Origin of the sequence: Streptomyces sp. HPF1205 (assembly GCF_020400825.1) — a bacterium.
Classification (GTDB): Bacteria; Actinomycetota; Actinomycetes; order Streptomycetales; family Streptomycetaceae; genus Actinacidiphila.
Window position 1 is genome coordinate 46,204 of the sequence record NZ_JAINVH010000022.1, and the last position, 13,104, is coordinate 59,307.

The 13,104-nt window shown below is 71.3% G+C and carries 11 protein-coding genes; 3 read left to right on the forward strand and 8 right to left on the reverse strand.

Annotated elements, in window-relative coordinates; translation table 11 throughout:
* Positions 1-58: 58 nt before the first annotated feature.
* Complete coding sequence (locus K7G61_RS23670) at positions 59-1,345, forward strand: cellulase family glycosylhydrolase (protein ID WP_225848964.1); 1,287 nt, start codon at positions 59-61, stop codon at positions 1,343-1,345.
* Positions 1,346-1,607: 262 nt separating this feature from the next.
* Positions 1,608-1,922, forward strand: a complete 315-nt coding sequence (locus K7G61_RS23675; protein WP_225848965.1) for a DUF1232 domain-containing protein — start codon at positions 1,608-1,610, stop codon at positions 1,920-1,922.
* 132 nt (positions 1,923-2,054) lie between these two features.
* Here K7G61_RS23675 and K7G61_RS23680 read toward each other — a convergent pair whose 3' ends face one another.
* Positions 2,055-2,753, reverse strand: coding sequence for a DUF4230 domain-containing protein (locus K7G61_RS23680; protein WP_225848966.1), 699 nt, complete (start codon positions 2,751-2,753; stop codon positions 2,055-2,057).
* 246 nt (positions 2,754-2,999) lie between these two features.
* Here K7G61_RS23680 and K7G61_RS23685 point away from each other — a divergent pair, with 246 nt between their 5' ends.
* Positions 3,000-4,292, forward strand: a complete 1,293-nt coding sequence (locus K7G61_RS23685; protein ID WP_225848967.1) for a YihY/virulence factor BrkB family protein — start codon at positions 3,000-3,002, stop codon at positions 4,290-4,292.
* Positions 4,293-4,407: 115 nt separating this feature from the next.
* Here the strand turns inward: K7G61_RS23685 and K7G61_RS23690 are convergent, their stop codons facing one another.
* The 7 genes from K7G61_RS23690 to K7G61_RS23720 form a co-directional block, all read right to left on the reverse strand.
* Positions 4,408-4,590: a DUF4236 domain-containing protein gene (locus K7G61_RS23690; protein ID WP_225848968.1), complete on the reverse strand. Its 183-nt coding sequence runs from the start codon at positions 4,588-4,590 to the stop codon at positions 4,408-4,410.
* A 277-nt stretch (positions 4,591-4,867) separates the two neighbouring features.
* Positions 4,868-6,880 carry a beta-galactosidase gene (locus K7G61_RS23695; protein WP_225848969.1) on the reverse strand — a complete coding sequence of 671 codons (2,013 nt, stop codon included), beginning with the start codon at positions 6,878-6,880 and terminating at the stop codon, positions 4,868-4,870.
* Positions 6,877-7,731 (reverse strand): carbohydrate ABC transporter permease, encoded by an 855-nt coding sequence (locus K7G61_RS23700; RefSeq protein WP_225848970.1) that lies wholly within the window; start codon positions 7,729-7,731, stop codon positions 6,877-6,879. Before K7G61_RS23700 ends, K7G61_RS23695 begins: the two co-directional genes overlap by 4 nt.
* Positions 7,728-8,693: a carbohydrate ABC transporter permease gene (locus tag K7G61_RS23705; RefSeq protein WP_225848971.1), complete on the reverse strand. Its 966-nt coding sequence runs from the start codon at positions 8,691-8,693 to the stop codon at positions 7,728-7,730. Before K7G61_RS23705 ends, K7G61_RS23700 begins: the two co-directional genes overlap by 4 nt.
* A gap of 73 nt (positions 8,694-8,766) precedes the next feature.
* The gene (locus tag K7G61_RS23710; RefSeq protein WP_225848972.1) at positions 8,767-10,077 is read right to left on the reverse strand and encodes an ABC transporter substrate-binding protein; all 1,311 of its coding nucleotides are present in this window, start codon (positions 10,075-10,077) and stop codon (positions 8,767-8,769) included.
* Between the two features lie 286 nt (positions 10,078-10,363).
* The gene (locus K7G61_RS23715; protein WP_225848973.1) at positions 10,364-11,524 is read right to left on the reverse strand and encodes an ROK family transcriptional regulator; all 1,161 of its coding nucleotides are present in this window, start codon (positions 11,522-11,524) and stop codon (positions 10,364-10,366) included.
* A 58-nt stretch (positions 11,525-11,582) separates the two neighbouring features.
* Positions 11,583-13,091: an alpha-L-fucosidase gene (locus K7G61_RS23720; protein WP_225848974.1), complete on the reverse strand. Its 1,509-nt coding sequence runs from the start codon at positions 13,089-13,091 to the stop codon at positions 11,583-11,585.
* Positions 13,092-13,104: the final 13 nt, after the last annotated feature.

Consider the following 13,104-nt stretch of genomic DNA (forward strand, 5'->3'; position numbering starts at 1 on the left):
GCGGGGCACCCTCACAGGCCGGCCCGCACCTTCCCCCCCACGTACGGGAGTTCACAACATGCCAAGACCAACGTCGTCAGCCGTACGCTCAGCCGTCGCCGTCGTCCTCACGGGCCTGATCGCGTTGCTGGTCCAGATCGCCGGACCGGTCGGCGCCGCCCGCGCCGCGACCGCCGGCCTCCATGTCAGCAACGGACGCGTCGTCGAAGGCGACGGCGCCGACTTCGTCATGCGCGGAGTCAGCCACGCCTACGTGTGGTACCCGAACCAGACCACCGCCATCGGCGACATCGCCGCCAAGGGGGCCAACACCGTCCGCGTGGTCCTCGGCGGTGGCAACCGCTGGACCAGGACGGACGCCTCCCAGGTCGCCTCCCTCATCGCCCAGTGCAAGCAGAGCCACGTCATCTGCGTGCTGGAGGACCACGACACCACCGGATACGGCGAGGACGGCGCAGCCGCCTCCCTCGACCAGGCGGTGGCCTATTGGAAGAGCGTCAAAAGCGCCCTCGACGGCCAGGAAGCCTATGTGGTCATCAATATCGGCAACGAGCCTTGGGGCAACAACAACTACGGCCAGTGGACCGCCGCCACCGAGAGCGCCGTCTCCCAGATGCGTGCGGCGGGATTCCACCAGGCCCTCATGGTCGACGGCCCCAACTGGGGCCAGGACTGGTCCGGCACCATGAAGAACAACGCCGCGTCGGTGTTCGCCTCCGACCCCGACCGCAACACCATCTTCTCCGTCCACATGTACGGCGTCTACAACACCGCCGACAAGGTCACCAACTACCTCAACGCGTATGTCAACGCCCACCTGCCCGTGGTCGTCGGGGAGTTCGGCTACCAGCACACCGACGGCGACGTCGACGAGGACACCATCATGGCCACCGCCCAGTCCCGCGGGCTGGGATACCTCGGCTGGTCGTGGAGCGGCAACAGCTCCGACGTCGCCTACCTCGACATGGCCGGCGGCTTCGACCCCGGCTCCCTCACCTGGTGGGGCAACCGCATCTTCTACGGCGCCAACGGCATCGCGTCCACCGCCAGGACCGCGACCGTCTACGGCGGCAGCGGCGGCTCGAACCCCGGCACGGCGCCCAACGGCTACCCCTACTGCCTCAACGGCAGCGCGACGGACCCGGACGGGGACGGCTGGGGCTGGGAGAACAACCAGTCCTGCGTCGTGCGCGGCGGCCCCGCCGACGGCGCGGCCGACCCGGGCACCGCGCCCAACGGCTACCCCTACTGCCTCAACGGCAGCGCGACGGACCCGGACGGGGACGGCTGGGGCTGGGAGAACAACCGCTCCTGCGTCGTGCGCGGCGGCCCCGCGGACCATTGAGCAGCGCACCCGGGATCGCCGCGGGGAGCCGCGGCCTCCACCCGGTGGACACCGGACGGAGCGGTCCGGCCCCCCGTCACCTCGTCGGCCACGAGAACGGGGGCACGGAGTCAGCCGGTGATCTCGCCGATCCGCCGACCCCGGTCCTCAGCGGCTTCGACCCCGCGGAAGTGCGCGCACGTGCACCGCTGCTGACGGGGCATTCGACCGTAGGGGCGGTGGAAGCGGTACGCCGTGAGACGGCGGTGAAGGAGGAGGCACGGTGACTCGTGGGGACGTGATGTGGCTGCTGGCCGCCGTCGCGGTGGTGGCCGTGGTCTCGGCTGTGATCGTCCTGCGACTCCTGCGGCGTCTGCTGCGCGCGAGGCGGCTGCTCGAAGCGGCCGGGGTGCGGCCGTCCACCAAGCTGCTGGTGTGGGGCTCGATCGCCTACACGGTCTGGCCGGTGGACCTCCTGCCCGACCCCGTCTACCTGGACGACATCGGCTTCCTGCTGCTGGCTCTGCGGGCCGTGCACCGCGCCGGCGCCCGGATCCGCATCTCGCGCGGCGAGGCCGGGGGCAAGGCGGGCCGGTAGGCGGGAAGCGGTGGAGGGCGGGCACCGGTGCCCGGTGCCCGCCTCGCCGCCGGCCGGTCTCCCGGGTCGTCCGGTCCGGCTCAGGGGCCGGTGCCGGCCCGTGCCCGCCCGGCGGGACACGGGCCGGCAGCACTAGCGAGAGGCGGGCGCGGACGGGGAGGAGGACGCCCGGCCGGGCGGGCCGAAGGTGACGTCGACCCGGGTGAAGCCGAGCGAGGCCAGCATGCCCTGCAGCATCGAGCGGGTGTTGGTCTCGGCGCGGGCCGTCAGCTCGGTCCGCCGGGCCGCGTCCTCGATCTTCTGCGAGGCCAGGATGCCCAGTTGCTGCATGTTGCCGGTGTCGCTGCCGAAGAAGTCGCCGACCCGGTCGAACAGGCCGCGCTCCTGGGAGACGACGTAGGAGCGCTTCGGGTCCAGGGAAGGCCGCTCCAGTGCCGCGTGCGGCAGCCTGATGGTGGCGGTTTTGCGGTCGTCGGACACCTGCACGGCGTCCTCGCCCACCGAGCCGAGGTCGACGTACGCGTCGACGCTGCCCGCCCCCACGTAGAGGGTCCGTTTGCCGTGCACGACGTCCGGCAGGTACTTGGCGTCCTTCTGCAGGTCGACGACCACCTCGAAGTTGCCGCTTGCCCCCTCGTAACGGTGCATGTCCTGGATCGACTTGAGCAGCACCGGCCCACTGCGGTCCTTGGTCCGCTCGGCGAACGGGTCGGGCAGCCCCGGCAGCAGATGGATGCGGCCGAACACCAGGACCAGTACCAGCAGTCCCGCTAAGGCGACCGCGATGCGCGCCCACCAGGGCGTCCGTCTCACTTCGATTTGCGCGCTCATGACAGACCTCCTCGCTGCCTCGTCTGCCCAGCGGACGCCCGCGCATGACGTCCGTGCGTGACGTCCGCGCCGGACGTCCGCGCGTGACCTCCGTGATGACGTCCGTGCGTGACCTCCGGGGGTCCCGTGCGGGCCGAATACCCCGATCTGGCAAACGATGCGCCGTACGAGGGCTGAATCCGGCGGCGGGCGGGCACAAGCCCGGCGGCGGCAGAGCGTCCCGCGGCAGGGCTGGAGGGAATGAAGGTGGCGACTGACGGGCTGTCCGGCGGGCGGGGGAAGTACGGCCGGAAGAGGGGCGGCAGGTACGGCACGCGCGGCCGCACGGCGGCGGACACCGCGGGGGACGCGGCAGCCGGGGTGGCACGGGACCCGGCGGGGGGTACGGCGGGCAGCCCGGCCCGGGGCCGGCCGCAAGGCGCCGCGACGGGTGCGGCCGCAGAGCAGGCAAAGGAGGGCGGCCCGGCCGGCGGGCGCAAGGACCGCGCCGGCGACCGGCCGCCCGCCGCCGGCCGGGACGCACAGGCCGGCGGCGGGCGCGGGCGGGGCCTCACCGCCGGGTTCCGCCGCGTCCGCACACTGGTACGGGCGATCGCCGCGGCCTGGGACAAGGACGCGACCGAACGGGCCGCCGCACTGACCTACTACGCGGTCCTGGCCCTGTTCCCCTCCCTGCTGCTGACGCTGTCCGTGGTCGGGCTGACGGGCAGCCCCGACGGCAGCGGGGTGCCCGGCGGGCTGGAGGTCCTGATGCCGCGGCAGTCCCGCCCCCTGGTGGCGGACACGCTGCGGCAGATGGCCCAGGACGTCTCGGCGACCACGTCGCTCGCCGCGCTCAGCGGGGTCGGCGCGGCCTGGGCCGCCTGCAGTTACGCGGCGGTCTTCCGGCGGGCCCTGCACCACATCCACGGTGTGGAGGACCACCGGCCCGCGTGGCGTACGGCGCCGCGCGTCGTGCTCACCGCCCTCATGCTGCTGGTCCTCCTGGTGGCCAGCACGGTCTGCGTGGTCGTCAGCGGGCAGCTCGCCCACCGGGTCGGCGACCTGCTGCACCTGGGCGGCGCGGTGGTGTCGGCCTGGCGGTCGCTGCGCTGGCCCGTGCTGCTGGTCGTGGCCGCGGTGTCCGTGCTGATCCTGTTCCGCTCCGGGCCGCGCGGGACCCGCGGCCTGCGGGCGGTGGCGCCCGGCGGCGCCGTCGCGGTCGGGCTGTGGCTCCTCACCTCGGCCGGGTTCGCGGCCTACAGCGCCCGGATGGGAACGTACAACCGGCTCTACGGGCCGCTGTCCGGGGCGGTGGCCTTCCTGGTGTGGCTGTGGCTCACCAACCTGGCGCTCATCATCGGCGCGCACTACAACGCCGAGCGCTTCCGCCTGCTGGCAGCCGGGGAGCCGGCAGGCGGCGGGGAGGAGTCGCAGCCGGGGGCGGATACCGGACCGGACCGGCGTGCGTCGCGCCGCAGGGCGCCGGTCTCCCCTCCCGCGTCGGCCGCCGCGTCCGCGGGGCGGCGTACGCGCTCGCGGCGGCGGTCCGGCGGATAGGACGCCGACGGGGCCGACCCGCCATCGGCCCGCTCCCGCCGCGGGGGCCGGTGGCCCGGGGGCCGCACACCCCGCCCATGCCGCGCGGGGTGTGCGGCCCCGCCGCTGCCGCCGGCTACCGGCCGGTGTGCCGGTAGCCGAAGGGCCCGGGCAGGTCCGCGGACGTGGTGCGGCGGCCAGTGGTCGACCAGGTCCGGTGTGCTCCCTTGCGTCCGAGGGTGAGGGACAGGGACTTGCGGTTCACGTTGATCCGCACACCGGGCAGGATGCGGAAGGACTTACGGAACGTCACGGGCATGATGCCTCCCAGGGTCTGTTGGGTAGGCGTGTGCCCCCGTCCCGGCCCCGTATCCGTGAGCCGGGCACGCGGGCCGCCGCGGCGAACGGCACGGGGGCCAGGGAAAGCCGGCGGAACGTGGTCGTCGGCGTCCCGCCCGCGCCCGGCGTCCCGCCCGCGCCCGGCGCCCCAGCCCCGCACCCGGTTTCGAGAACGGTTCCGACCGGGCAGGGCCGCGAGCGGCGACCCCCCGGGCGGTGGCGGCTGTGCTGCCGGACAGCCTCGGGTAAGTCCGGGTTCAGCCCGCGGTACCCGATCGCACGACCCGCACCTCGCCGGCCGGCACGCGCAGTTCGCCGCCGACCGCTTCGTCGGTGAGCATCTCACGGCCCAGGGCCGCGACGACCGCCGTGTCGTCGGCGTGGTTGATGAAGAAGGTGAAGGTCTCCTCCTCGTTGCGCCGTACGAGCACCTCGACGCCCCTCGGCACGTCCGCGACGCCGGCGGGATCCACCAGCGAACGTGCCAGTGCGAGCAGCGCGTCACTGTCGAGGCCGGCCGACACGTAGACCGCCCGGCCCCCGGCCCCCAGGGAACGCGAGGTGATCGCCGGACGCCCGCCGAGGTGGCCCCCGGCGTACCGGGCGATCACCTCGGCATCGTGGACGCGGACGAGTTCGGTCCACTCCGTGCCGGACCACCCGTTGTCGAGGGTGAACGTCTCGCCCTCCTGCAATGGCCGGAACTCCTCGCACGACGCGCCCAGCAGCTCACGAAAGGCCCCGGGATACCCGCCGAGCCGCACCTGATCGTGCTCGTCGACGACTCCCGAGAGGAAGCCCACCGCGACCGTGCCGCCCGCCTCGGCGAAAGCGCTCACGCGTGCCGCCGTGTCGTCGTCGGTCAAGAAGAGTGCCGGCACGACGAGTACCTCGTACCCCGTGTAGTCGGACCAGGGCGGGAGGACCTCGATGCTCTGGTTCAGCCGCCAGAACGCGTGATGCCAGTCCCGGACGATGCGCCCGTAGGCGAGGTGGTTGTTCGGTTTGACTCCCTTGGACATCGCCCAGCCCGCCTCGTCGTCGAAGACGATGCCGATACGGGCCCGGGGAGCGCGTGAGCCCATGACCGGCGCCAGGCGGCGCAGGTACCGGCCCAGCGTGCACACGTCGCGGTAGAGCTCGCTGTCCTCGCCGGCGTGGGGAACCATTGCCGAGTGGAACTGCTCCGCGCCGGCCCGGGAGGCGCGCCATTGGAAGAACAGGACGCCGTCGGCGCCGTGCCCGACGTGGCTCAGGCTGTTGCGGATCAGCTCGCCCGGCGTCTTGGCGCGGTTGCGCGGCTGCCAGGAGACGGCGCTGGTCGAGTGCTCCATGAGCAGCCATGGACGGCGCTGCGTCGTCATCGCCCGCATGCGGTCTCCGGAGAAGGCGACGTCCTGCTCGGGAACCGGGTCGGACGAACGTGTGTAGTGGTCGTTGGCCACGATGTCCATGTGCGGCGCCCACCGCGGATAGTCCACGACATCGGGTTCGGCGCCCACCATGAAGTTCGTCGTGACGGGGAGTTCGGGTGTGACACTCTTGAGTACGTCACGTTCGGCGAGGTAGTGGGCCAGCAGTTCGTCCGAGGAGAAGCGGTCGAAGTCCAGGACGAGGGACGGATTCTTCATGTCGTTGCCGCGCGGCGGGATGATGTGGGCGAAGTCGCGGTAGGTGTGGCCCCAGAAGGCCGTTCCCCATGCCTTGTTCAAGGCGTCGAGAGTCCCGTACTTGCGTCGGAGCCAGTCCCGGAAGGCCGCTGCCGACGTGTCGCAGTGACAGCGACCGTTGCCGCCTCCCAATTCGTTGCTGACGTGCCACATCACGACGTGGTCACGGTGACCGTAGCGGTCGGCGAGCGCGCGGACGATGCGCAGCGCGTAGGTGCGGAACACCGGGCTGCTCGGGCACCAGCCGAGCCGGGCGCCGGGCCAGTGCGGTTGCATGTCGTGGTCGAGGGGGCGGATCCCGGGGTGTGCGGCCAGCAGCCAGCCCGGAGGTGCGGCCGTCGGGGTGGCGAGGTCGATGGCGATGCCGGCCTCTCCCAGGAGGTCGACGATCTCGTCCAGCCAGTCCCAGTGGAACTCTCCGTCCGCGACTTCCACCAGGCCCCAGGAGAAGATGCCGAGTGATACGAGGTTCACGCCGGCCTGGGACATCAGGCGGACGTCCTCCCGCCACACGTCCTTGTCCCACTGCTCGGGGTTGTAGTCGGCACCGTAGCTCAGCCCGCGTGTGGGCCAGGCCTTGTCGGCGTGGGACCAGGTCATCCTTTGACTCCTCCGGCGATGAGGTCGAGGCGCCAGAACCGTTGCAGGAACAGCACCAGGGCGATGAGGGGAATGATCGCGAGCGCGGCGCCCACGATGGCGAGCGTGTAGAGGGAGGGCGAGCCGGCGCCGCGCTCCAGCAGGGAGTTCAACCCGACCGTGAGGGGGAAGGTCCGGGTGTCGGAGAGCATGATGTACGGCAGCAGGAAGTTGTTCCAGATTCCCACGAACTGCAGCAGGAACACCGTCACCATGCCCGGCCCCATGAGAGGGAGCACGACGCTGCGGAAGATCCGCCACTCGCTCGCTCCGTCGATCCGCGCGGCTTCGAGCATCTGCGTCGGTATGGCGCTCGCGGCGTACACACGGCACAGGTAGATGCCGAAGGGGCTGAGGATGCTCGGCAGCAGCACCGACCACCGTGTGCCGGCCAGATGCAGGTCCGACAGCAGCAGGTATTGCGGTACCGCGAGGGTGATCCCGGGGATGAGCAGCCCTGCGAGGATCGCGGCGAAGAAGATTCGGCCGCCGCGGAACGGGAACTTCGCCAGTGCGTAGCCTGCGGAGGCCGACACGAGCGTCGACAGCACGCCGCCCACGCCCGCGTACACCAGTGAGTTCCACGCCCACAGGCCGTAGGCACCGTCGTCGAAGGACCACAGGTCGCGGAGGTTGCGGATCAGGCCGGTTCCGGGAGCGAAGGTGAACGAGTCGAACAGCTCGCCCGGTGCCTTGGTGGCGGCTACGAACACCCAGGCCACCGGCAGGAGGGTGTAGAAGGCGCCTGCCAGGATGATGAGCGTGGGGACGATCCTGGTCCGTTCGCGGGGTGAGTGGTCGCTGGTGCTCATCGCGCCCTCCATCGCGTCGCGACGCGGACCAGTACGAGGACGCCGACCGACACGAGCGCGGTGCCGAGGGCGAGGACGATCGATGCCGCCGCCGCGTCATGGAGGTCGTCGAGTGCGAACGCGTCCTGGTAGATCGACATGAGCGGAGCCCACGTGCTGGAGATGCTGTTGGTCAGCGGCTTGAGCATGATGGGTTCGCCGTAGAGCTGGAGGGATCCGAGCAGTGCGAAGACCGCGGTCAGGATGAGCGCCGGTCCGACCAGCGGCACCTTGATACGCAGGGCTATCTGGGTCTCGTTCGCCCCGTCCAGGCGGGCCGCCTCGATCAGCTCGTGGGGGATGCCGCGCAACGCGGTGTAGATGACGAGCATGTTGAATCCCGTCCCGCCCCAGACGGAGATGTTGGCGAGCGAGCCGTAGATGCCGCTGGGGCCGAGGAAGGGAATGTCCCCCCACCCGAGGGATCGGGTGACGTGCGAGAAGGGGCTGGTCCCCGCCAGGTACATGAACCCCCACATCAGTGCGGCCACGACGCCCGGCACGGCGTAGGGAATGAAGATCGCGGTACGTGCGAAACGCCGCAGCTTCACCCCAGGCGTGTCCAGCAGCAAGGCGAACAGCAGCGCCAGACCGAGCGTCAGCGGCACGGCGATGACGCCGTAGAGCGCCAGGTGCCTGAGCCCGGCGATCAACCGGCTGTCGTGGAGCACCGAGACGTAGTTGTCGAACCGGACGAACACCGTGGACGGGGCGCCGAGGGGGCCGCCGCCGGTCCGCCGCCGGGCGTAGAAGCTGGAGTAGAGGGCGTACCCCAGCGGGATGACGGTGAAGACGGTGTACAGCAGCATCGCGGGTGCGCTGAACAGGTACGGTGCGCCATTGCGGCGGCGGCGACGCTTTGGCGGCGCGACCGCCACCGTCACCGGCCCTGTTGCCTTGTCGGCAGCGGTCGGCCCGGTCACGCTGATCTCCTCTGCGACGCCCGGCGCTCGGCGCTCGGCTTCGGTCCGCGGCTGCGCGGTCCCGCCGGAGTGCTCATGAACCCTCGCTCACCTTGAAGCCCTGCTTCTTCAGGTCGGCCACGACGGCCTTCTGTGTGACGGTCAGGACGTCCGCCCACGGGGTGCCGTTGTGGACGGCCGCGTTCATCGCGTCGGTGAACGCGGACGCCGCGACGTCCGTGTTCGGGCCCCAGGTGACAGGGCGGGTGTGCTTGGCGATCTCGGCGACGACCTTGTAGTAGTCCGTCTGCTGCGGCATGAGGGCCGGGGGCTTTTGCAGGGTGGCGGCTTTTTGTCCCGACAGTGCCGCGGGATAGCCGTTCTGCACGTTGAGGATCATCCGCGCACCCTGGTCGCCGGCGTCGAGCCACTTCGCGAACTCCGCGGCCTCCTTGGGGTGCTTGGACTTGGCGGTGACGACGACCGAGGACCCGCCCTGGAACGAGACGGTCGGGTCGTCCGGGTTCCAGCGGGGCAGCGGCGCGAGGGCCCACTTGCCGGCGGTCTTCGGTGCCACACCGTAGATGACACCGGGAGCCCACGCCGCGGAGGGCCAGGACAGCATCGTGCCGTTGTTCAGTTCCTGGTTGTACGTGGGCGTGAGGATGGGATCGGCCGCGATGAGCTTGTCCTGATACATCTGCTGGAAGAACGTCATCACCTTGCGGGAGTTCGGGCCGTCGATGTCGACGGTCCACGTGTCCCCGTGGATCGACCACCAGTCGTCGCCGGCCTGCGCGGCCACCGCGGCGTACCAGCCCCATCCGTCGGTGCTCAGGGAAGCCATCGTGAGCTTCGGGTTCCGGGCCTTGATCGTCGCGGCCGCCTTGCGGTAGTCCGCCCATGTCACGGGCGTCTTGATGCCGTACTTGTCGAAGATGTCCTTCCGGTAGAGCAGCGCCATGGGACCGATGTCCTGCGGCAGTCCGTAGGTGCGGCCGCCGAAGGTCGTCTGCGCCCAGGAACCGGGCGAGTAGTCGGTCCGCACGTCGGAAACGTAGTCGGTGATGTCCAGCGGCGCGCCGGCGACGATCATGCGGGGCAGCGACGTGTTCTCCACGAGCGCCAGGTCGGGCGCGTTTCCGGCGCGGATGGCGGCCAGCAGCTTGGCGGACGACTGCTCGCCACCGCCGGCGTCGGTGTGGACCACCTTGATGTTCGGGTGTGTGCGGTTGAACTCGGCGACCTCCTTCGCGCTTCCGGGCGCCCACGCCCAGTACTGCAAGGTGACCTTTTCACCGCTGGAGGTCGAGGTGCCTCCGCCCGAGCAGGAGGAAACGAGGAGTGCCGTGGCGGCTGCGGCGGCCAGTGCCGCCAGGATCGTGCGGGTCTTTCTGGTGTGCATGACTCTCCCTTGGCTCGCGGCAGGCTCTCGGCCTGTCGCGGCGACGAGCATCACTCACACCTCCCGAGTTTGTCAATGGAGGTGACAAACTCGGGGCTCGGCGTAGCCTCTCGCATGCTCGGGAGCCTCTTCCGCCCCTCGGTCCGGGCCGTCGGCGGCCGTGAGGGCGCGGGCAGGCATACGTGTGAAGCCGCCGGGACGGTTCCCGGTCATGGGAACCGTCCCAGCGGCTTCGGCCGGCGGTCAGGCCTGCGGCCCCGTCCGCGGGGCGCGATGGGACACCGTCTCAGCGGTCGTATTCGGCGAGCCTGCGGTAGAGGGCCAGGCTGGCCGCCGCGCGCGCCCAGTCGAGGAAGTCGAACACGGTGACCTCGATGGCCGGCCGGTCCGGCACGGTGTAGACGGTGCGCATCCCCTCCTCGAATTCCCCGGTACGCGAATCGAGGATCGACGGGCTGTCACCCGTCAGGATCACCTTGTCCGGGTCGAGCAGGTTCAGGATGTGTCCGGCGGCCACACCGATCCCGTGGGCGGCACGCGCCAGTCGCCCGCGCGCCACCCGGTCGCCGCCCGCGGCGAGTTCGATGACCTCGCCGAGTGTGCGCACGCCGGCGACATCGTTCACGATCGAGGTCGTGGAGCTCTCCGCCCACAGGCAACCGACATGGCCGCGGGGGCACCAGGCGCCGTCGGAGGCGACCTGTACGTGGGCGAACCTGCCCGCCCTGCGGTGGGCGCCGAGGATGACCTTGCGGTCGGCGACCAGCCCGAACCCGATGTCGCGCCCGATCGAGATGAGCGCCATGCTGTCCTGCCCCTCGGCGAGGCGGGGCCATTGCTCGAACATGGTGAGCGCCACGACGTCGTCCTCCGCCCACACCGGGACACCGAACTCCGTCTCCCATGCCGAGCGGGCCGCCTCGGGCGCGACGGCGTGGAGGCCGACGCCGTCCGCCGCCCCGTCGATCCGCTCCGTGTTGCCGCACACGGCCAGCGCGGCCACCCGCAACCCGCTCGCCGCCGCCTCGTGCAGCCAGTCGCGGCACAGCGCGCCGACAACGCGTGTGTCCAGGTCGTCGACGTGCCGGCGCCGCTCCCAGACCACCTCGTTGTTCAGGTCGATGCCCGCCGCGACGAGTTCGTTCGCACGAACGTGCACGCCGATGAAGTGGAAAAGGCCGGTCCTGGCGTACAGCACGTCCGCGGGCCGCCCCGTGCTGGCCCGCTGCTCCCTGCCGCCTTCGACGATGAGACCCGCGGCCTCCAGATCGCGTGCGATCGTCGTCATCCGGGTGCGGGACAGTCCGAGCTTCTTCGCGACCTCGCTCTTGGAGAGTCCCCCGTTCCACAGGATGCGGTTGTACGCGGCCTGCGTCGTCGGGTGCAGCTTCGGCCATCCCGCACCGGCCTCCCCGAGCGTGGCGGCGTCGTCAGGTGCGCTGGTCATGAGTACATCCAACAGTCTCTCGGCATCCGCGTGCCGCGGCGCCGTCCGCAGCGGGGACTCATCCCCTGGACCGCACACCGCCGGCATCGATCACCGCGAGTGTACGGATCGCCGGAAGGCCGCGGGACGCTTCGATCCTGACCTCGACCTCGTCCACGACGCGCGGGGGAAAGCGCAGGATGCGCTGGTGGCCGACGGAGTTCGCCTCGGCCAGTACCTCTTCGCGCCCGTCGGCCACCCCGGTCACCACGACCCGCTCCAGGCGCTGGCCCAGCGTGATGTCCTCGCGGATCACCACGGCCGCGACCTCGGTGGGGCCGGCGAGAACGAGTGATGCCGTCGGCACGGCGTCGGACACATCCGGGCGCCACACGTACGGCCGGGCTCCCTCCCGGACCGGCCGCGCGAGCGCGGACCTGTCGGCCACGGGCTCGCCCGCGTCCGTGCGCAGCGCGCCGGACGACAGCCGCACGTCGGCGTCCAGCACCGCGTCGCGGAAAGCGCGGATGCGTTCGCCGAGCGCCGTGAGGGCGGCGACGTCGGGAGCGGCCAGGAGGCCACGGGGATCGGGTGGCACGTTGAGCAGCAGGCACGCGTTCCCGCCGACCGCGTCGCACCACAGGTCGAAGAGTTCGCCGGCGCCGCGGACGCGGTCGTCCTCGTGCCGGTGGTAGAACCATCCCGGCCTGATGGACGTGTTCACCTCGGCCGGGTACCACACGAGGTCGTCGAGCCGGCCGGCGAGGGCCGCGCGGCTGCCCAGATCCTCCTCGTCGCTGCGGACGAGCCGCGAGAAGGCGCCGTCGTCGGCGTGCTGCGAGCGGTCGGCCACGCGCTCGGCGTCCCGCAGCGCGGCGGGCACGACGCTCCACTCGTCGGCCCGGGTGTGCCCGGCCTCGTTGCCGCACCATCGCACGTCCGGCCCGCAGACCGAGATCACGGCGCCCGGTTGCAGACGCCGTACGACCTCGTAGTAGCGCTCCCAGTCGTACACCTGGTGCGCGCCGCCCGGGCCCTCGCCGTTGGCGCCGTCGAACCACACCGAGAACACCTCGCCGTAGCCGGACAGCAGTTCCTCCAACTGCCGCACGAAGAAGTCGTCGTAGGCCTTCCCCGAGCCGTACGTCGCCTCCGTGCGGTCCCAAGGCGACAGGTAGACACCGAACTTCAGGCCGTGTCGGCGCGCGGCGTCGGCCACGAGCCGCACCAGGTCGCCCTTTCCCTCCAGCCACCCGGCGGCGGCGACGGAGTGCTGGGTCACCCGCGAGGGCCACAGGCAGAATCCGTCATGGTGCTTGGCCGTGAGGATGGCACCGGTCATCCCCGCCGCGGCGAACGCCGACATCCACTGGTCGACGTCGAGATCGGAGGGGTCGAACAGGGCCGGATCCTCGCCGCCCAGCCCCCACTCGCGGTCGGTCATCGTGTTCATGCCGAAGTGGATGAAGGCGTAGAACTCCATCGACTGCCACGCCACCTGTCTCGCGCTGGGCCGCACCGCGGTCAGCGCCCTGACCTCGTCGGCGGCATCGCGGGAGGGAGAGGGGGGCACTGTCTCATGGGTCACTCGGGCCGTCCCG